The sequence below is a fragment of the Amycolatopsis sp. CB00013 genome, assembly GCF_001905755.1.
GTDB classification, from domain to species: Bacteria; Actinomycetota; Actinomycetes; order Mycobacteriales; family Pseudonocardiaceae; genus Amycolatopsis; species Amycolatopsis japonica.
In genome coordinates, this window is record NZ_LIWC01000008.1 from 108,149 (window position 1) to 127,042 (window position 18,894).

General features: G+C 68.8%; 19 protein-coding genes. 9 read left to right on the forward strand and 10 right to left on the reverse strand.

The features are described from left to right. Positions 1-41: 41 nt before the first annotated feature. Positions 42-1,292: a cytochrome P450 gene (locus AMK34_RS40135; protein WP_073849039.1), complete on the forward strand. Its 1,251-nt coding sequence runs from the start codon at positions 42-44 to the stop codon at positions 1,290-1,292. A 52-nt stretch (positions 1,293-1,344) separates the two neighbouring features. Here the strand turns inward: AMK34_RS40135 and AMK34_RS40140 are convergent, their stop codons facing one another. Continuing rightward, positions 1,345-2,802, reverse strand: coding sequence for an MFS transporter (locus tag AMK34_RS40140; protein WP_037342345.1), 1,458 nt, complete (start codon positions 2,800-2,802; stop codon positions 1,345-1,347). 86 nt (positions 2,803-2,888) lie between these two features. Here AMK34_RS40140 and AMK34_RS40145 point away from each other — a divergent pair, with 86 nt between their 5' ends. Beyond that, positions 2,889-3,275 (forward strand): MarR family winged helix-turn-helix transcriptional regulator, encoded by a 387-nt coding sequence (locus tag AMK34_RS40145; RefSeq protein ID WP_073849040.1) that lies wholly within the window; start codon positions 2,889-2,891, stop codon positions 3,273-3,275. A 50-nt stretch (positions 3,276-3,325) separates the two neighbouring features. Here the strand turns inward: AMK34_RS40145 and AMK34_RS40150 are convergent, their stop codons facing one another. After that, positions 3,326-4,222, reverse strand: coding sequence for an LLM class flavin-dependent oxidoreductase (locus AMK34_RS40150; RefSeq protein WP_073849179.1), 897 nt, complete (start codon positions 4,220-4,222; stop codon positions 3,326-3,328). A gap of 108 nt (positions 4,223-4,330) precedes the next feature. On the opposite strand from AMK34_RS40150, the gene AMK34_RS40155 reads away from it, so the two are divergent. From AMK34_RS40155 to AMK34_RS40175, 5 genes are all read left to right on the forward strand, one after another. Then, positions 4,331-4,759 carry a hypothetical protein gene (locus AMK34_RS40155; RefSeq protein ID WP_073849180.1) on the forward strand — a complete coding sequence of 143 codons (429 nt, stop codon included), beginning with the start codon at positions 4,331-4,333 and terminating at the stop codon, positions 4,757-4,759. Next, positions 4,753-4,968 carry a helix-turn-helix transcriptional regulator gene (locus AMK34_RS40160; RefSeq protein ID WP_037342341.1) on the forward strand — a complete coding sequence of 72 codons (216 nt, stop codon included), beginning with the start codon at positions 4,753-4,755 and terminating at the stop codon, positions 4,966-4,968. Before AMK34_RS40155 ends, AMK34_RS40160 begins: the two co-directional genes overlap by 7 nt. Before the next feature lie 14 nt (positions 4,969-4,982). Beyond that, positions 4,983-5,945 (forward strand): NAD(P)-dependent alcohol dehydrogenase, encoded by a 963-nt coding sequence (locus tag AMK34_RS40165; RefSeq protein WP_073849041.1) that lies wholly within the window; start codon positions 4,983-4,985, stop codon positions 5,943-5,945. A gap of 83 nt (positions 5,946-6,028) precedes the next feature. After that, complete coding sequence (locus AMK34_RS40170; protein WP_073849042.1) at positions 6,029-7,564, forward strand: alkaline phosphatase D family protein; 1,536 nt, start codon at positions 6,029-6,031, stop codon at positions 7,562-7,564. Between the two features lie 162 nt (positions 7,565-7,726). Further along, positions 7,727-8,068 (forward strand): hypothetical protein, encoded by a 342-nt coding sequence (locus tag AMK34_RS40175; RefSeq protein ID WP_073849043.1) that lies wholly within the window; start codon positions 7,727-7,729, stop codon positions 8,066-8,068. Between the two features lie 37 nt (positions 8,069-8,105). Here the strand turns inward: AMK34_RS40175 and AMK34_RS40180 are convergent, their stop codons facing one another. Next, positions 8,106-8,969, reverse strand: a complete 864-nt coding sequence (locus AMK34_RS40180) for an alpha/beta fold hydrolase (protein ID WP_073849044.1) — start codon at positions 8,967-8,969, stop codon at positions 8,106-8,108. A 29-nt stretch (positions 8,970-8,998) separates the two neighbouring features. Beyond that, positions 8,999-9,823 carry a GAF and ANTAR domain-containing protein gene (locus AMK34_RS40185; RefSeq protein WP_063777627.1) on the reverse strand — a complete coding sequence of 275 codons (825 nt, stop codon included), beginning with the start codon at positions 9,821-9,823 and terminating at the stop codon, positions 8,999-9,001. A gap of 340 nt (positions 9,824-10,163) precedes the next feature. On the opposite strand from AMK34_RS40185, the gene AMK34_RS40190 reads away from it, so the two are divergent. Next, complete coding sequence (locus AMK34_RS40190) at positions 10,164-11,597, forward strand: PP2C family protein-serine/threonine phosphatase (RefSeq protein WP_073849045.1); 1,434 nt, start codon at positions 10,164-10,166, stop codon at positions 11,595-11,597. 6 nt (positions 11,598-11,603) lie between these two features. Here AMK34_RS40190 and AMK34_RS40195 read toward each other — a convergent pair whose 3' ends face one another. The 6 genes from AMK34_RS40195 to AMK34_RS40220 all read right to left on the reverse strand — a co-directional run bounded on the left by AMK34_RS40195 (position 11,604) and on the right by AMK34_RS40220 (position 17,991). After that, positions 11,604-12,158, reverse strand: coding sequence for an isochorismatase family protein (locus tag AMK34_RS40195; protein ID WP_073849046.1), 555 nt, complete (start codon positions 12,156-12,158; stop codon positions 11,604-11,606). Between the two features lie 67 nt (positions 12,159-12,225). Continuing rightward, entirely contained in the window at positions 12,226-13,053 is an 828-nt protein-coding gene (locus AMK34_RS40200) for a poly(ethylene terephthalate) hydrolase family protein (RefSeq protein WP_038522741.1), read from the reverse strand. Positions 13,054-13,191: 138 nt separating this feature from the next. Then, positions 13,192-13,743 carry a hypothetical protein gene (locus tag AMK34_RS40205; RefSeq protein ID WP_143202769.1) on the reverse strand — a complete coding sequence of 184 codons (552 nt, stop codon included), beginning with the start codon at positions 13,741-13,743 and terminating at the stop codon, positions 13,192-13,194. A gap of 80 nt (positions 13,744-13,823) precedes the next feature. After that, positions 13,824-15,005, reverse strand: coding sequence for a cysteine desulfurase-like protein (locus tag AMK34_RS40210; RefSeq protein ID WP_073849047.1), 1,182 nt, complete (start codon positions 15,003-15,005; stop codon positions 13,824-13,826). 80 nt (positions 15,006-15,085) lie between these two features. Continuing rightward, a complete protein-coding gene (locus tag AMK34_RS40215) occupies positions 15,086-17,071 on the reverse strand; it encodes a WD40/YVTN/BNR-like repeat-containing protein (RefSeq protein ID WP_073849048.1) in 1,986 nt (661 codons plus the stop codon). A 116-nt stretch (positions 17,072-17,187) separates the two neighbouring features. Then, positions 17,188-17,991: a sulfite exporter TauE/SafE family protein gene (locus tag AMK34_RS40220; RefSeq protein ID WP_073849049.1), complete on the reverse strand. Its 804-nt coding sequence runs from the start codon at positions 17,989-17,991 to the stop codon at positions 17,188-17,190. A gap of 91 nt (positions 17,992-18,082) precedes the next feature. Here AMK34_RS40220 and AMK34_RS40225 point away from each other — a divergent pair, with 91 nt between their 5' ends. Beyond that, a complete protein-coding gene (locus tag AMK34_RS40225; protein WP_038509915.1) occupies positions 18,083-18,856 on the forward strand; it encodes an AraC family transcriptional regulator in 774 nt (257 codons plus the stop codon). Positions 18,857-18,894: the final 38 nt, after the last annotated feature.

Consider the following 18,894-nt stretch of genomic DNA (forward strand, 5'->3'; position numbering starts at 1 on the left):
ATCTTTCCTCAGTCCCCGGTGCGCGGGCTAGTGTCGACGCCGTGATCACCGATCCGGACGTGTACACGCGGGGCGTGCCGTACGAGCACCTCGCGGCGCTGCGCCGGGAGTCGCCGGTCGTGCGCGTGGACGATTTCTGGGCCGTGCTGCGGCATTCGGACGTCAAGCACGTGCTGAAGAACCCGAAGCAGTTCTCGTCGCACCTCGGTGGGACACAGATCCGGGATCCGGCGACCGAGCAGGATCTCGGTTACGTCCGGCGGATGATGCTCAACATGGACCCGCCCGAGCACGCCCGGCTGCGTGGCCTGCTCACGAAGGCGTTCACGCCGCGCGCGGTCGGCAGGCTGACCGAGCGGATCCAGGGCTGGGCCAGGGAGCTGATCGCCGGGGTCCGGGACGACGGTGAGTGCGACTTCGCCGCCCTCGCCGCCGATCTCCCGTTGCTGACGCTCGCCGAGGTCTTCGGGATCCCCGAACAGGACCGGCGGCTGATGTACGACTGGAGCAATCGCGTGATCGGCTACCAGGACGCCGATTACGCGGTGAGCGCGACGGTCGACGCGGGCGACGTCACCGATCTCGCGCGGGCGGCGCTGGCGGTGCGGCCGGTTCCGGGACCGGACGGCGCGATGCCCGATCCGCGCACGCGGGCCGGGATGCCGGATCTCTACGCGTACGCCACCGCGCTCGGCGAGTACAAACGCCGGCATCCCGGCGAAGACGTGATGAGCAATCTGATGGGGCACGTGGAAGACGGCGGCCGGGTGTCCATCGCGGAGTTCGAGAACCTGTTCTGGCTGTTTTCCGTGGCAGGCAACGAAACACTGCGCAACGGCATCCCCGGTGGGATGCTGTCGTTGCTGTCGCATCCGGATCAGTACCGGCGGCTGCTGGCCGACCGTTCGCTGCTTCCCGGTGCGGTGGAAGAGATGTTGCGTTTCTGGACGCCGGTCATGCACTTCCGCCGGACCGCGACCGAGGACGTCGTTCTGTCCGATGTGGACATCCGCGCGGGCGAGAAGGTGGTCGTCTGGTTCTCCGCCGCGAATCGCGACGAGGCCGTCTTCGCGGACCCGGATCGCTTCGACATCGGCCGCACTCCCAACGATCACCTGACCTTCGGGCACGGTCCGCATTTCTGCCTCGGCGCCCAGCTGGCGCGGGTGCAGCTGCGCGCGATGTTCGAAGCGGTCCTGGATCTGCTCGGCGAGGCCGAACTCGCCGGTGAACCGGTGCGGTTGCGGTCGAACTTCCAGAACGGGCTGAAATCCTTGCCGATCCGCTGGTAGCGAAGGGCCCCTTCCCGCCCCCGAGCGCGGGAAGGGGCACCTCACCCCCTGATCATTCGGCCGCGGCGTACTCCGGCTCGGCGATGGCGGAGCGGGCTTCGGCCTTGCGCAGGCCGACGACTCCGGACAGCGCCACCAGGACACTGATCACGGCGATGCCGGTGACGACGGTCAGCGCGGGCGCCAGACCGTTCAGCAGCGCCGCCGGGCCGGTGGCCCCGCCGGAGTTGCCGGTCAGGACCGCGGTCACCACGGCGAGCCCGATCGCGCCGCCGACCTGGATCGACGTGTTCAGCAGTCCGCCGGCGAGCCCCTGCTCGTCGTCGGAGATGCCGTTGGTCGCCTGGATGTTCAGCGACGAGAACGCCAGCATGAAGCCGATGCCCAGCAGGATCATGCTCGGCAGCACCGAGCCGGCGTAGCTGGAACTCTCGTCGATCCGCAGGAACAGCGCGTACCCGATGACATGGGCGACGACACCGGCGAGGATCGTGCGCGGCGTGCCGAGCCGGTCGATCAGCGGCTCGATCCGAGGCGAACCGAAGGCCACGATCAGCGCGGCGGGCAGGAATCCGAGCGCGGTCTGCAGCGCGGACCAGTGCAGCACGTTCTGCAGGTACAGCATGACCACGAACTGGAAACCGATGTAGGCGCCGAAGAACGTCGCGCCACCGAGGTTGGCGCGGGCCAGCGGACCCGAACGCAGGATGCCGAGCCGGAGCAGCGGGTGCTTGCTGCGCTTCTCGATGAACACGAAGGTGGCGAGCAGGGCGAGCGCGAGGGCGAACGAGATCAGCGTCCGAGGCGCGGCCCAGCCGATCTCCGGCGCTTCGACCACGGCGAAGACCAGCAGGAGCGAACCGGCGGCACCGGTGATCGCGCCGGGGAAGTCGTAGCCGCCGCCCGTCTGCGGCTCGTAGGACGGGATCAGCTTGATCGCGGCGACCAGCGCGGCGATCGCGATCGGCACCGGCAGCAGGAACGTCCAGCGCCAGCCCACCTCGGTGAGCAGACCGGAGAAGACGAGGCCCGCGGAGTAACCGCTGGCACCGAACACGGCGAAGATGCTGATCGCCCGGTTGCGGGCGGGACCTTCGTGGAAGGTCGTGGTGATGATGGACAACGCGGCCGGTGCGGTGAACGCGGCGGCCAGACCCTTGATGAAGCGGGTGGCGATCAGCAGCGCGCCGTCGTCGACGAGACCGCCGAGCAGGGAAGCGAGCGCGAAGACCGCGACGGCGACGAGGAAGACCCGGCGCCTGCCGAGCAGGTCGGCGGTGCGGCCGCCGAGGAGTAGCAGGCCGCCGTAGCCGAGCACGTAGGCGCTGATGATCCACTGCAGGGCGCCGGTGGAGAGGCCGATGTCGGCCTGGATGGACGGGAGGGCGACGGCGACCATCGACACGTCGAGCGCGTCGAGGCCGACGACAACGGACACAGTGAGCAGGACACCCCAGAGGCGCGCGTCCCACCTTGTCGAGCTGGTGGACAGCTGCACGGAAGAACTCATGATCCGTACAGTACATGCACACGCATCTAATGCAAGTGCATTTAATGACTTTGCATAAAATTCATGTGCATGCTATCTTGGGCCGCGTGAGCGACGTCGCCGAAGAAGACCTGCTGCGGGAGTGGCACGACCTGTCCGCCCGGCATGCGGCGGTCTTCGGTCGGCTCGAGTGCCGGCTGCAGGAGCGCCACGGGCTCGGCGTCACCGAGTTCGAAGCCCTCGAACGGCTGGTCACCTGCGTGGTCGGCAAGTGCCGCGCGGCCGACCTGACCGAGGTCGTGCACCTGAGCCAGAGCGCCACCTCACGGCTCGTCGCCCGTCTCGAGCGTGAGGGCCTCGTCCAGCGCGCGCTCTGCGAATCCGACCGGCGCGGGATCTTCGTCGTCGTGACCGACGAGGGCCGTCGCCGCTACGAAGAGGCGAAGCCGACACACCGGGCGACCCTCGAAGAGACCCTCACCATCGACGCCTGACGCCGGAGGGCCTCCGCCCCTTTGGCTTGTCCCTCACGAGGCGATCGTGGTCAGCCCCGCGCCAGCTCCTCGCGAACCGCGGGGACGACTTCGTTCCCCCAGCGCCCGAGCGCGCTGTCGGTGGAGGTTCCGTCCGCGACCGGGAAGTAGATGAACCCCGCCGCGCCGTGGTCGCGCACCGCCGAGACCAGTTCCCCGGCCCATTGCTCCGGTGAACCACCGATCCAGCGCCCGTCGTCGTCACGCGGGGACGCCAGCGGGTTTTCCGTTATGCGGCCGGGGAAGTTGTAGATGGTCGCGATCTCGCCGGGGTCCCGGCCCGCGTCGACGGCCGCCTGGTCGATCACCGGACGGGATTCGGCGAACCGGGGGCTGAGCCAGTCCGCGGCGTGCCCCGGGATCCAGCCGTCGGCCAGTTTCCCGGTCACCGCGAGGGATTTGGGCCCGACCGCGCCCGTCCAGACCGGCGGCGCGGCTGCGGCGGCAGGCACCAAGCCGTCGACGGAGTAGAACTCCCCCTCGAACGTCACCGGTGCCCCGCCTCCGGAAAGCGCCTTGACCAGGGTGATCGCCTCGCTCATCGCCCGGACCGCCTCGGCGGGCGTCTGGTGCTCCACCCCGAGCTTGGCGATCTCCCGCCAGAGCCCGCCCGCACCGATCCCGAGCGCGACGCGACCGCCCGAGAGCACCGAAAGCGACGTGATCGTCCTCGCCAGCATCGGCGCGGGACGGCTCGGCAGGTTGGTGACGTTGACGGCGGCCGTCACGCGCGACGTCCTGCCGAGGATCACACCCAGCGCCGCGTAGGCGTCCAGCCGGTCGGCGAAGTACGGGTGATCGGACAAGCTGACCAGGTCGAGTCCCGCGCGGTCGGCCTGTTCGGTGTGCCGCAGAAGGTCGTCCACTTCGCCGACGCCGGTCTCGAGGCCGAATCCGAACAGTGCCATCACCACTCCTTGAGTTCGTAGTACGCACTATTTGTATCACGAACTAGTTCTCGGTGTCGAAGTAAAGAATGTTTGACATGATGTCCAGAACTCTTTACTTTGGATTTCGTGGCACTGGAAGAGAAACGCGCGTGGATCACCGCGGTGGTCACGATGTGCGCCTACGTGGCGTATCTGATCGTCGTCCTCAGCCGAGCGGGCTCCGGCCCGCTCGTCGACGTCCCCTACGTGGCGACGTTGCTGTGGACGATCGGGGCGGCCATCGCGGCCACGATCGTGCTGAACATCGCCGTGACGATCGCCGCGCCGCGTGACGACGACCGCAAAGACCAGCGAGACCGCGAGATCGGCCGGTTCAGTGACCACATAGGACAGTCGTTCGTCGTGATCGGCGGTGTCGCGGCGCTCGTCATGGCGATGGCGGAACTGGACCACTTCTGGATCGCCAACACCGTCTACCTCGCCTTCGTGTGCTCGTCCCTGCTCGGCTCGCTCGCGAAGATCGCCGCATACCGCGAGGGATTCCAGGCGTGGTGAAACCGACCAAGGTCACGAACTCCATCCGCGCCCTGCGGTTCGCCAAGGGCGAGATGACCCAGGCCGAACTCGCGAACCGGATCGGCGTGACGCGCCAGACGGTCATCGCGATCGAGCAAGGCCGCTACTCGCCGTCGCTGGAGATGGCGTTCCAGATCGCCCGGGCGTTCGGCGTCGGGCTCGACGATGTTTTCCAGTACCCAGACTAGGAAAAGAGGCCGCCATGAAGGCGATCGTCCAGAACGAGTACGGCACCACCGACGTCCTGCAGCCCGCCGACCTGCCCGAACCCGAAGCAGGACCCGACGGTGTGGTCGTGCGAGTCCGGGCGGCGGGGGTCGATCCCGGCGTCTGGCACCTCATGGAGGGTTCGCCGTATCTGGTGCGGCTGATGGGTTTCGGGGTGCGGAGACCGAAGGCCCGCGTTCGCGGGATGGACTTCGCCGGTGTCGTGCACGCCGTCGGCGGCAATGTGACACGATTCCGGCCCGGCGACGAGGTTTTCGGTACCTGTCAAGGATCTTTCGCCGAGTACGCATTGACCACAGTGGACAGTATCGCCCGGAAACCGGAGCGGCTCGGCTTCGACGAAGCGGCCGCCGTCCCCATCTCGGCCTTCACCGCGCTCCAGGCGCTCCGGGACAGGGGCCGGGTCGCGCCCAGGCAGAAGGTCCTGATCATCGGTGCGGGCGGCGGCGTGGGCACCTTCGCGGTGCAGATCGCCAAGGCGTTCGGCGCCGAGGTCGACGGCGTATGCGGCACGGGCAAGGTCGACCTGGTGCGTTCGCTCGGCGCGGCCCGGGTCTTCGACTACACCCGTGAGGACTTCGGCGGCGGCTACGACCTCATCATCGACACCGCCGGCAACCGGTCGCTGACCTCGCTGCGGAAGTCCCTTACCCCGCGCGGCACTCTCGTCCTCGTCGGCGGGGAGACCGAAGGGAAATGGATCGGCGCGGTGGGCCGCACTCTGCGGGCGCTGGTGCTCGGGCCGTTCGTGAAGCAGAAGCTCCGCGGCCTGATTTCCACGGAGAACCAGGACGATCTGCAGACGCTGCGCGCGCTCATCGAGGCGGGGAAGGTCACGCCGGTGATCGACCGCGCCTATTCGCTGGCCGAGGCGCCCGAAGCCGTCCGCTACGTGCGGGACGGGCATACGAGCGGCAAGGTCGTCATCACCGTCTGATGTTCTCCCCCGCGTCGGTCTCCGGCCATCTCGACGGTGTTCGGTATCGGTGAGCGATCCGCCGAGCGCCGAGGAGACCACCGATGTCCGTCAACCGCCGGGACCTGTTGCGAGGCGCCGCCACCGCCGGGGCGCTGGGGCTGGCCTGGCCGTTGAGTTCGCGGATGACGGTCGCGCAGGCCGAGGAGGCCGCCGTCGCGCTGGGCGCGACCTGGGACGAGGCGCCGTTCACGCTCGGCGTCGCGTCCGGCGACCCGGTCCCGTACGGCGTCGCGCTCTGGACCAGGCTCGCGCCGAAACCGATGGAGTTCGAGCAGCCGCTCGACGACACCGTCGAGGTCGGCTGGGAGGTGGCCACCGACCGCGGCTTCCGCCGTCGCGTGGCGCGTGGGACGGCGGCCGCAACCGCCGGGGCCGGACACAGCGTGCACGTGCCGGTGTCCGGGCTGGAGCCGGGCTCGCAGTACTACTACCGCTTCCATGCGCTCGGCAAGGTCAGCCGGATCGGCCGCACCCGCACCGCGCCGGTCGGGCCGGTCCGGCGGGTGCGGTTCGCCTCGGCGAACTGCCAGGCGTTCCACGACGGGTTCTACGCGGCGCACGCCGGGATCGCGCGGGAGGAGCTGGACTTCGTCGTCCACCTCGGCGACTACGTCTACGAGCACGGTCAGGTCGGCGGCAACCCGCTGCGCGACCACGAAGGTCCCGAGGTGCTGACCCTGCCTGCGTACCGGCGGCGCCACGCGCTCTACAAGTCCGACCCCTCGTTGCGGGACGCCCACGCGGCCCACCCCTGGTTCATCACCTGGGACGATCACGAGGTCGTCAACGACTACAGCGGCACCACCCCGTCGTTGCGGGCGCGACGCTCGGCGGCGTATCAGGCCTGGTTCGAGCATATGCCGGTGCGCCCGGACCACCCCTCGACGCCGAGGATCCACCGTCAGCGCCGCTGGGGCGACCTCCTCGACCTGTCCATTTTGGACCTGCGACAGTACCGCTCGGCGCAGAACCTGCCCGACGGCACGATCCTCGGCGCGGACCAGAAGGCGTGGCTCAAGGACCAGGTGACCGGGGCCGGCGAGGCCTGGCACTGCTGGGTGAACTCGATCATGCTGAGCCAGCTGGCGAAGCCCGGCGGCGGCTACATGTTCACGGACCAGTGGGACGGCTTCCTCGCCGAACGCAAGGAGGTGCTGACCCACGTGGCACAGAGCGGCCTCGAAGACCTCGTGGTGATCACCGGCGACTGGCATTCCGCGTTCGTCGACGACATCCGCCCGGACTTCGCGGATCCCACCACCCCCGTGATCGGCACGGAGTTCACCGCGCACTCGGTCACCTCCGGCGCCTACTCCCCCGAGTGGAACGCCACGAACGGACCGAAGATGGGCGCGGCCAACCCGCACCTCAAGTACTTCGAGGGCGACCGGTACGGCTACGACGTCTACGAGGTCACCCCGCGCCGCTGGAGCACGCACATGCGGGTGATCGGCGACCGGCGCGACCCGCGTTCCCCGGTGAGCACCCTGACGACGTTCCACGTCGACCGCGGCCGGGCCGGGTCCTATGAGGACCGGTCCACCAGCACGTCTCCGGCACAGTACCGGCGGCGCTAGGCCAAAAGGGGAGCCGGGAACTCAGAAGAGGGGCGGCGACGCCCTTTCGGAGCAGCGCGGTTCACCGCACGCGTTCTCGTTTCACCTGCCCGATGAATTCACGACAATTCTTCCGTGCGGCTAATCTGGCCTTTCCACTGGGAACCAGACGCGGGAGAAACAATGAAGAAGAAAATCGCCGCTTTAGTCATGGCCGCCTTTTCGGCGGCCGGATTCCTGGCCGCCTCGCCGGCCGCCGCGGCGACCGAAGGCCAGTTCCCGCCCTACGGATGCGACAGCAGTCGCTACGGAATCCTCTTCGGCGAGGGCATTTCGATGACCTGCTTCTCGCTGCCGAGACACTCGGAAACGTACCGGGTGGTCGCCCACTGCGCGTCCGGATCCTCCTTTTGGTACACCGTCGGCCATTGGGTGCCGATCGGTTTCGGCCCGTCGACCGCGGAATGTCACGGCGCACTGCTTTCGAGCGCCTACGTGGCCGGATATCACGTAGACGACTTCTAATATCCGAATGCAACGATGTTGATCTTGGCGGCGCCTTTCAGCGTCCGCTCCCGGCTGGTCCCCACCGGCCCACTTCCGCGGTGAGCCACCGATGCAGGGAAAACGCCAGTTCGACCGGCGCGTCGTACTGGATCAGATGCCCGGCATCGGGAATGACGTCCAGAAGGGCACCGGGAATCGCGTCGGTGAGCTGTTCCGCGCGATCCACCGGTATCCACGTGTCGTCCGCGCCCCAGATCACCTTCACCGGCAACTCGAGTTCTGGATAGCGGTCCTGGATCTCATCGGTGAACCGGACGTCCGCCTCGGCGATCTGCCGGTAGAAGGCGCGTTGCCCCTCCTCGTCCAGCCAAGGCCCGGTCAGGGTGGCCAGTTGCGCGCCGGTGAGACCTCGATGGGAGGCCGTCCCGATGTAGGACTCGAGCGCACCCTTGTGCACCGTCGGGGGCTGCGCCTGGAAGACCTCGGCGTTCTCGGCGACGAGCCGGAAGAACTCCGAACCCCATGGCCGCAGCGCGACGACGTCCACCAGCGCGAGCGAGGCGTACTCCGCACCGTGCAACAGCTTCGCGCGCAGCGAAACGGCTCCGCCGTAGTCGTGGGCGATCACGTGCGGGGCGGCCGGCCCCCAATACGTGAGCAGGTCGGCGAAAAGCTCGCCCTGCGTGCCGAGATCGACGGCGTGGCCGGGATCCTTCGACGAACGACCGTATCCGGGCATGTCCCAGACGTGGACGGCGAACTCCTCGCTGAGCGCTCGCGCGAAAGGCGCCCACAGTTGCGCCGACCACGGTGTCCCGTGGCACAGCACCACCGGGGCGCCTTCGCCGAGGCGTTCCCACGCCACCGAACGGCCACGCCACTCGAACGTCCGCGACAACTCCAGCTCGCCGAATCCCATGATCGCGATGGTAGTGGCGGCCGTCCCGCTCAGTCGGGCAATTGCAGTTCCGTATGCCGCTTGGACAGCATCTCCGCCAGTTCCCGGAGTTTGACGTTCATGTTCTGCGACGTATGCCGCAGCACCTCGAACGCCTCCGCGGCGTCGATCCCGCGCCGTGCCATGAGGATGCCCTTGGCCTGCCCGATCGCGTCCCTGCTGTCGAGCGCCTGCTGGAGCTGCTCCTCCTGGAGCTGCCCGCGCGTGACCGCGTGCGTCGTCGCCAAAGCCAGCGACGCGTGCGTCGCCAGTAGCAGCAGCACGTCGCGGTCGGCCCTGGCGATGCCGTGCGGACGGCGCGAGTAGACGTTCAACGCGCCGGACACCTGCGAACTCGACGCTTCCGGCAGCAAGGCCGTCGACACCAGCGAGTGGAACCCGAGCGCCGCGGCGGCAGGGCCGAAACGCGGCCACCGGGCGTCTTCCGCGAGGTTGTCGCTGAAGGCCGCCGCCGGTCCCGAAACCCGCGCCGCTTCGACACAGGCACCCTCGCCGTACTGATACTGCAGCTGGTCCAGTTCGCCGGCGATCTCGTCGGTCCCCATCGGCGTGTGGAACCCGCCGTCGGGATCGAGGAGGGTGACGCTGACCAGATCCGCACCGGGCACCAGATCACGCGTCGCGAAGACCACCCGTTCGAGTACCGCCGCGATCGAACCGGAATCCAGCAACGCCCTGGTCAGGGAGACGAACTGGTTGACCAGTGGCCCGGCGAGGAGCCGGGCGCCGTTTTCAGAGGTCACCGGCAGTTCGCCGTCGCCGACATCCTCGACGAATCGGTTCTTGTCCCGCTGCCAGTCGATTTCATCGTCCAAAGCCCGCCTCTCCCACTTCTGCACATCGGCGTGATGCACCACGGGAGCCACCGGCGGGAACCGGCGCCGAGCGCGCACCATCAACCGCCGCAACCAACCCGGTTACCGGCGGATCGGCGCTAACTTCTCAACGCTCAGAACCGCTTTCGGAAGCCGACCTTAGCCGAATGCGATCACCCCGCCTACCGCGACCCACGTTCGGCCCGTCGTGGATCGTCTCTTCCTGGCACGCGGTCGGCGAACCGATCGGCCACCTGGCGTAACGCGACGTCCTCTCCGCCATGTTTCAGCCGGCGCCGTGGTTGGTACCCAGGCGGCGTATCGCCGAGAACCCCGGGGGGTGGTCACTCTGTCCTCGCTCCAGGCCGAGGAGCAGCGACGGATCGTCGCTGCCTGCTTCGCGCGCACCGGGCTCACGATGGAGCAGCTGTGGTTGAGGTACTTCGCGCTCGGCGGTGACGTCAGCGAAGTCGAACTGGAGGCGTTCCTGCAGGGACTGTTCCCCCTGCCCCGGATCCAACGGGACATGGTGGCCCACGCGGTCAACGAGCGCCTCGACGAGATCTCCGGCGCGAGACGGGCGCCGTACAGCCGCGAGCCCAGTGAGGACACCCGCCCCCGCGGTCCACTGGCCGCGCTGGTGGGGCTTCTCGACGGCGCCCACCGGGTCGCCCCGGAGCGGCTGCCCGAGGTCATCGCGGCGGCAGGGCGCGCGCTGGACCTGCGGATAGCCGTCTACCTCGCCGACTACGACCAGCACCGGCTCATCCCGTTTCCCGAGCAGTCGCCCGGTCGGGTACCGCAGGCGATCGAAACCAGCGTCGCCGGTCAGGCGTATCGGCAGGCGGACACCGTGCTGGCCGAAGACTCCGCCGGGCCGCGCTTGTGGGCCACGCTGCTGGACGGCGACGAGCGCGTCGGCGTGCTCGAGGTCGAAGCCGGCCCGAACACCGACCTCAACGACCCCTCGTTACGCACTCAATGCCATTGGCTCGCGTCGCTGTCCGGCCACCTCATCGCCGCCGCGATGCGCTACGGCGACGGCCTCGACATGACTCGCCGACGACGGAGGCGCGATCCCACCGCCGAACTGCTCTGGCAGCACCTGCCCCCGTTGACGGCGGCGACGCGCGACGTCGTGGTGGCAGGCGGAGTCGAGCCCGCCTACGACGTTCGCGGCGTCACGTTCGACTACGCCCTTTCCGCAACGACGGCATGGCTGGCGATCTTCGACGCGGACCGCGACACCGAGTCCTCAGGCCTGGTGGTGTCGGCGGCACTCGCGGCCTACCGGTCCGCCCGCCGCGAGGGCCAGGGCCTGCATGGCCAGGAGAGCGCTGTCGACAAAGCGCTTTCGACGCAGTTCGGTGCCGGCGGGTCAGTTCGCGGGACCCTGGCCGAAGTGGACCTCGCCCACGGGGACGTGCGCCACCTCGAAGCGGGCGGGGAAGCACCGCTCGTGTTCGGCAGCGGACACGAACAGTCCACAGTGGACAGTGCGCCGCGATCGCCGTTCGGTGCCGGGACGCCAGGCCGGGTCTCGACCACCCGACTCCAGCCTGGAGATCTCCTCGTCCTGCACACCGAAGGCCTCTCGGAGGCGCGTTCCGCCGACGGCGCACGGTTCTCTCTCGCCGGGAGCCTGGACGCCAACGCCGGACACGTACCGCCCGAGATCGCCCGTCGCGTGCTGCAGGCGGCGAAGTCCCACTGCCACAACACTTTCGCCGGTGACGCCGGTCTGCTACTCGCTCACTGGCCGGGAACGCCGTGAAGCCGCTCAGCCACTGAAATCGACGTCTTCGCTCATCACCGTCCCTCCCTTTCGGCCCGGCGCGGCCTGATACCGCCAGTACAGGTTCGTGTGCGCGATGACCAGTTCCGGCGCGATTCCGCCCCACTCGGTCTTGTCCACGGTCGTGTGCGCGTCGCCGACCAGCGTCGCGTCGTACCCGCGGACGATGGCGCCGTGCAGCGTCGAACGGATGCAGGCGTCGGTCTCGGCCCCGACGACCACGAGCCGTCCGACACCGCGTTCGGCCAGCACCCTCTCCAGGTCGGTGTCCTCGAACGAGTCACCGTAGGACTTTTCGACGACCGGCTCGGCTTCCTCCTGGTTCAGTTCGCCGACGATGCGCCATTCTTCGCTTCCTCGCACGAGCCCGTCGTCGGAGTGCTGCACCCAGACGACCGGGACGCCTTCCCGCCGTGCCCTGCCGACGAGCCCGCCGATCTTCGCGACCACGGCGTCGCGCTCGTAGCCCTCGTCGACGACGGCGTTCTGGACGTCGACGACGAGGAGCGCGGTGTTCGGCCGGTTGTCGAGAGTGGTCATGACGGGTATCCCTCCAGGTCAGGCTGCTGAGGCAGACCCTAGCCCCGGCCACCGACAAGAACGGCGATCAAGCTCCCGGAACGGCCAGCGCCTTCGTGTTGCGCTGGACAGCGGACCACGCGCCGTCCCGGCACAATCCGCAGGACGGGCCGAAGAACTCCGCGCGGGCCCGCTCGTCACCGGAAAGCCAGAACCGGAACCACGCCGTGATGGCGCCGCGGAACCCGCCTCCGTCGCCGACGGGCGTGAAGTGGGTCGCGCCGCGGAGTTCGCCGTAGATCGCGGGGACCTGGTCCGCGAGGCGGTAGCGCGGGATGACCAGCAGCCCGGGGATGACGATGGTGTCGAACTGGCCGCCGAGGAAGAACGAAGGACCCTTGAGTGCCGTGGCGGAGCCCTGCGGCCCCGGTTCGATCGGGATCGTGGTGGTGACGCGCGCGTCGGCGCCGGCGGCGATCGCTCCGCCGCCGCCCTGGGAATGGCCGGTGGCGCCGATGTGCGCGGTGTCGATCTTCCCCTCATAGCGGCTGCCGGGACGGGAGTTCTCGGCGATCAAGGTCGTGGCACCGGCCAGCATCTCCTGCCCCGAACCGGCGTTCGGGGTGTCGGCCGCCGCGACGACGAAACCGTGGGAGGCCAGATGCCGCAGCAGGCCGTCATAGGTCTTCGGGTTCGCGCCGGTCCCGTTGCCCCACAGGATGACCGGATGCCTCTCCAGCCGCGAAGGCCGGTACACGGTGTGCGCGCTGTCGAGGGCTTCGACGGTCACCGCGTAGGGGCCTGGTTCGCTCCACCGGGTGTCGATACCGGTCGCGGCCGTCGCGGCGGGTGCGAGGCCGACGGTGGCGAGCGCGACCATCCCGGCGATCAGTGTCCGTGCGCGAAGTCTCCCCATGATGGCCACCCGTCCCGTTCCGCCAGGACCCCGTTGCCCACGGCGTTCCTCTCAGGGTGTCGGCCCGGTCACCGTACGTCCATGGGGCCGATCACAAGATCGGGCGGACGAGTCTTGTGATCGGCCCCAAAGCGAGGGTCAGCCGATGAGCTGCCACAGGTAGCTCGGACTCTTCACCGGTGCGACGGCGTTCTTCTTCCAGAGGTACTTCACCTTGCAGGGTGGGACGATGCGGTACTTCTGCACGGTGAAGGAACGGCCTTCCTTGTACTGCTGCAGCCGCAACGTCTTCCCCGCGGGCACGGTCGCGGCGTAGGACCAGGAATCGGCCTTCGAGTAGCTCGCGCCGACGCTCACCGCCAGCGAGACACTCGCCTTCGCGAAGATGACGCCCGCCTCGGCGCTGGTCGTGCCGGTGATGGACGCGTTGACCGACGAGGTCGTCGTCTTGTTGTAGGTGATCGTGCCCGGCCCGCGCAGGTAGTCACTGCGCAGGTTCGTCTTCATCCAGGCCTTGGCGCCGTTCGAGATCGTGTAGTCGGGCGGATCGTTGACCTCGGGACAGGGCTGGATCGCGAGCGACGAGGGCCCCGCCCCGAGTGCCGCGGGCGCCACGCACAGGGCGCAACCGAGAAGAACAGAAGCGGTCATCGACCGGAAACGCATCGCGAACCTCCCGTTGTCGATCATGACCGAACGGTAATACGGCTCCTGGTGACGGCGTGGAAATCCAACCTGTTCGAGTTACGCCCGACTGTCCACTGTGGTCTTCACCCGAACGTCGAAAGCCCGTCCAGCAACCTGTCGACGTCGTCGATGCTGGTGTACGGTGCCAGCCCGACCCGGAGCGCCGGATCCTCCAGCTTCAAGGCCGCGAAGACTTCGTGGGCGTAGAAGGATCCCGCCGGCGCGACGACGTTCCTTTCGGCGAGATGCCGTTGCGCCTCGCGCTCCCGGCCACCGAGGCCCATCAGCACGGTCGGGGTCCGGTCCGCCGCCTTGCAGTGGACGGTGACGGCGTCGCCCAGCCCCTCCTCCAGCCTGGCGCGCAACGTGCTTTCGTGCTCGTGCAACGAGTTCATCGAATTCGCGAGCCGTTCTCGCCGTGATCCGCCCGCTCCGGGGTCCAGCGCGGCGAGGAAGTCCACCGCCGCCGTGGCACCCGCGAGCATTTCGTAGGGCAGCGTGCCGAATTCGAACCGCTCGGGCACGCTGTCGGGCGACGGCACGAGCTTGTCCGGCTCGACGGTTTCGAGCAGGGCGGGCGACGCGCCGAGCACGCCGCAGTGCGGGCCCAGGAACTTGTACGGCGAGCAGACGAAGAAATCCGCTCCGAGCGCGGGCACGTCCACCAGTTCGTGGGCGGCGTAGTGCACTCCGTCCACGAACACCAGCGCCCCGGCGTCGTGGGCGAGATCGGCGATCCGGCGGATCTGCGGCTTGGTGCCGAGGACGTTCGAGGCTGCCGTGACCGCGACCAGCCTCGTCCGTTCGGTGAGGACGAGGGAATCGAGGTCGAGTTCCGTGGTTTCCGGGTCGATGTCGAGCCAACGGACGGTCATTCCGGCGCGCTCAGCGGCCTGGACCCACGGCCGGACGTTGGCGTCGTGATCGAGACGGCTGACGACGATCTCGTCGCCCTCGCGCCAGCTTTTGGCCAGGTGCCGGGAAAAGTCGTACGTCAGCTGGGTGGCGCTGCGGCCGTGGACGACGCCTTCGGCAGGCACACCGAGGAAGTCCGCGTAGGCGTCGCGGAAGCCCGAGACGGCGTTCTCCGCGTTGAGTTCGGACGGACTGACCTTGCCCCGGTTCGACAACGGACCGGTCAGCGTCCCGGCGATGGCGTCGGCGACGGGCCGGGGTGTCTGGGTACCCGCGGGTCCGTCGAAAAAGGCGGTTCCGTCGGCGAGGGAGGGGAAGTGGAGCCGGAGGGCGGCGACATCGATGGCCATGTCCCCGACTCTGACATCCGGCGAGGCACGCGTAAACGCTTCGTGGCCGGAACTTCCTCCGGCCACGAAGCGTCTCGGACTCAGTACAGCGTCAACCGGTACGCGCCGGACTGCGCGGTCCCGGCGAACAGATACCGGCCGTCCGCGCTGACCGCCAGGGAGAGCACCCTGGAATCGGGCAGCGCGCCGGGCACGGGCGACCAGGTGCGGCCGAAGTCCGTGCTGCGCAGCACGCCGCCGCCGGTCGCGTTGCTCGCGAACCACACCCGGAAGTCGAACGGATGCGGCAGGATCCGGCTGATCTCACGGGGGTCCTCGCCGTCGAAGACCCGGCGGAACGTCTTGCCGCCGTCTTCACTCAGATGGATGCCCGCGCCGCCGATGAGCACGCGGCCGCCACCCCATCGGCTGATCGAGATCGCACTGACCGGCTGGCTGGTCACGTGGGTCCAGGTCTTGCCGCCGTCGTCCGACCGGGACAGGCCGTCGGAGTCCCCGCCCCAGACCCGGTCCGGGTTCCACGGATCACCGGCGAACGCGATGAAGCCGTTGTCGGTCGCGAGCTTCTCCCAGGTCTTCCCGGCATCGTTGCTGCGGTAGAGCACGTAGCCGCTGGGAGCGAAGGCCGAGACGAGCACCCGGTTCGGGTCGGCCGGGTGGGCGAAGATCGCCCGGGGGAGGCCTTCCTTCGCCTTCGCCGCGAATTCCCAGGTCCGCCCGCCGTCGCCACTGCGGAGCACGTCGAGCGAGAAACCGTTCCGGGTGACCTGCCAGACGACGTCCGGTCGGCTCGGCGAGACGGACAGACGCGCGTCCTCGTGCAGCCGGTCGGCCGGGTGCGACTGCCAGACCCGGTCCGCCGCGGCCACCTTGCCGCGCGGGAGCGGCGTGTTGTAGATCTCCTGCACACCCGCCGCGACGACGCTCTCGCGCAGCAGGTTCCCGGTGGTCACGAGGTCGCGGATGGATTCGCCAGGGACACCGATCTGCTGATAGCCCCGCTTGCCCTCGTCCGCGTACACGCCTCGATAGAGCGAGGAGATCAGCGTCGTGGCGGGTTTGCCCGGTCCGGCGGGGAGGTCGATCATGTCGCTGACGCCTTCGCCCGCCGCGGGCACCGGTTTGCGGGACCAGGTGCGGCCGAAGTCCGCGCTGACGTCTATGTCGTTATACGTCGACACGTACAGCCGTCCACCGAGGAAACGCGGTTCGCGCAGGGTCTGCTCGCCGGGATCGCGGCGCAGTACCGTCCAGGTCTTGCCGCCGTCGGTGGAGCCGTGCAGTTCGGGGCCGACCGTGACCACGAAGCGCTTGCCGTCCGAGGCGACCTGGTTGATCTCGCCGTTGGCCCGGTAGACGAGTTCGGCCTGCGGCTCCTTGCCGCTGACCCCTCGGACCACCCAGAGGGCGTACTCGGGGAGGACCGTCGTGAGGTAGGCGTCGTCGCCGACCATCGTGAGCTTGAGCGCGCCGACCGGCGAGGCGTTGCCCTCACGCGGCCAGGTCCTCGGCACGTCGTTCCAGTGCTCGCCACCATCGGTGCTGACGCTCAGCGAATCCATGTTCTGCACCACGACCACCCGGCCGGTCGGGTCCGTGGCCATGCCGAACGCACCGTCGGGGTACCACTCGCGCAGGGTTTCCCAGGTCTGGCCGCGGTCGGTGGTCCGCACCAGCATGCCGCGCCATTCGCCGAGGAAGCCCGCCGGTTTGTTGCCCACCGCGAGCATCCGGTCCGGGTTCGCCGGATCGACGAAGAATCCCTGGATGGAGGTGTCCTGCGGCAGTCCGCGGCGCACACTCCAGGAAGCGCCGCGATCGCCGGAGAGCCACAGAGCGGGCGGGCTCGGCTGCATCATCGCGAGGCCGGCCGGCGAAACGGCGAGCATCCCGCCGACGCTGTTCGGGCCGACCGGTTCCCAGCCGCCGCGCGGCTTCCCGGTCGCGTTGACGTCCGTGGGCGGTGCCTGGGGTTCGGCGGTGGCCACCGACGTCGCCCCGGTGGTGCCGAGAACCGTCAGCAGCCCGAGAACGAACATGCGTTTGGTGATCGATCTCAGTTTCATGCGGGAGATCTTGGCGCAAGATCCGGAAAAGAGATAGAGGATTCGTCGGATCTTTGCCTGGCGATAACCCCTTCCCATCTTCGATAAGCCTTGTCAAGACTTGACTTACCGAAAACTCATCGGATGACTATGGCGATCAGCGCGGCGGCGAGCAGGGCGAGGTACGCGATCGCGTGCGCACGGTCCGGGATCCGGCCGACCACCCGGCGCGTCACGGCGATGGTCGGGAGCGATCCGCACAGCAGCGCGCCCGCGGCCACGAGGTCGACGTAGCCGACGTGAGCGCCGCCCGAGGACGTGCCCGTCGCCGCGAAGGCGTAGACGGCTGTGCCGATCACCGCCACGGGCAGGCTCAGCGGGTTCGCGAGCGCGGTCGCGTCGGCCATCGGCAGTCCCTTGCGCCGCATGAGCGGCACGGTGAGGACGCTGCCCCCGACGCCGAGAAAGCTCGCCACGGCACCGATCCCGGTCCCGCCCGCGATGGTGGTGACCCCGCCGAGAGCACGCGGTCCGTCGTCCTCCCGTCTGCTCACGAAACCTTTCCGGGCGACGCTGTCGGCGATGGTCAGCGCGAGGTAGGCGACGAAGAGCCAGCGCAGGACACCCTCGTCGGCCACGGTGGCGGTGAAGGAGCCGAGCACGGCGCCCAAACCGATGAAGGCGATGAGCGGCCACAGATAGTCGCGGCGGAGCCGGCCCGTCCGCAGCTGGGCGAGGGTCGCGCTCCCGGCGTTGACCACCATCACGGCGGTCGACGTGGCCACCGCCACGTGCATCGCGTCCTGTGCGTGCTCCGGATCCGCGAGCGCGAAGGCGTAGACGACGGGCACGGTGATGAACCCGCCGCCGAATCCGAAAAGGACGGTGGTGACGCCGCTCAGGCAACCGAACCCGAGGAGCACCGAGATCTCGATCAGCACTCCCTCGACGGTAGGCCCCGGCGGCACGGCGGGCATTCGAAAGGTCGCCAGTTTCTTTCGCGGATCGGACACCCGGCGTAGCCTCGGTGAGGTGCGTGACATCCCCATCGACGAGGTCGACCATCTCGACCGCGCGGTGGTGGCGATCCGCACCGATTACCCACCGGGGCACCGGATCCTCCCGCATCGGCACCGGCGGGCGCAGTTCCTCTACAGCGCGACCGGGTCGATGCGGGTCGAAACGGCCGACGGCACGTGGACCATCCCGACCCGGCGCGCGGTACTCGTCCCGCCGGAGACCGTCCATCAGGTGTTCACGACGACCGTGAGCACCCGGAGCCTGTACATCGAGCCGAAGGCGGTGCCGTGGTTCCCGCGCCGCTGCCAGGTCGTCGAAGTGTCCGCGCTGCTCCGGGAACTCCTGAACGAGGCCGTCGGCGTGCCGGAGCTGTACACCGCTCGCGGACGAGACGCCGCGGTCATCGGCCTGACCCTGCACGAGATCCGCCGGTCCGCGCCGGTCCGGCTCGACCTCCCGCTGCCGAAGCACGAACGTCTGCGAGCCCAGTGTGAGTCCTTTTTGGACGCTCCGGACATCCACGATCCCGCGAGCGAGTGGGCGAACCGGCTGCACGTGAGCGAACGGACGCTGAACCGGCTCTTCACCGCGGAGACCGGGATGGGTTTCGCCCGCTGGCGGCAACGGGCCTGCGTCCTGCATTCCCTGTCACTGCTGTCGGACGGCCTGCCCATCGCCGCGATCGCCGCCTCGCTCGGCTACGAGAGCCCCGCCGCGTTCTCGACGATGTTCACTCGGCTTCTCGGCACTTCACCGAGGGACTATCGCGCCGCGTCCGCGCTCTGAACCCGGTGTCTCGCCCAGGCGAACAAAGGAGTTCGTCG

Coding starts and splice junctions, on each gene's coding strand:
- AMK34_RS40205 (WP_143202769.1), bottom strand. CDS start 13,743: ATGATCGACAACGGGAGGTTCGCGATGCGTTTCCGGTCGATGACCGCT.
- AMK34_RS40180 (WP_073849044.1), bottom strand. CDS start 8,969: ATGGGATTCGGCGAGCTGGAGTTGTCGCGGACGTTCGAGTGGCGTGGC.
- AMK34_RS40200 (WP_038522741.1), bottom strand. CDS start 13,053: ATGGGGAGACTTCGCGCACGGACACTGATCGCCGGGATGGTCGCGCTC.
- AMK34_RS40175 (WP_073849043.1), top strand. CDS start 7,727: ATGAAGAAGAAAATCGCCGCTTTAGTCATGGCCGCCTTTTCGGCGGCC.
- AMK34_RS40165 (WP_073849041.1), top strand. CDS start 4,983: ATGAAGGCGATCGTCCAGAACGAGTACGGCACCACCGACGTCCTGCAG.
- AMK34_RS40215 (WP_073849048.1), bottom strand. CDS start 17,071: ATGAAACTGAGATCGATCACCAAACGCATGTTCGTTCTCGGGCTGCTG.
- AMK34_RS40210 (WP_073849047.1), bottom strand. CDS start 15,005: ATGGCCATCGATGTCGCCGCCCTCCGGCTCCACTTCCCCTCCCTCGCC.
- AMK34_RS40140 (WP_037342345.1), bottom strand. CDS start 2,802: ATGAGTTCTTCCGTGCAGCTGTCCACCAGCTCGACAAGGTGGGACGCG.
- AMK34_RS40150 (WP_073849179.1), bottom strand. CDS start 4,222: ATGGCACTGTTCGGATTCGGCCTCGAGACCGGCGTCGGCGAAGTGGAC.
- AMK34_RS40170 (WP_073849042.1), top strand. CDS start 6,029: ATGTCCGTCAACCGCCGGGACCTGTTGCGAGGCGCCGCCACCGCCGGG.
- AMK34_RS40195 (WP_073849046.1), bottom strand. CDS start 12,158: ATGACCACTCTCGACAACCGGCCGAACACCGCGCTCCTCGTCGTCGAC.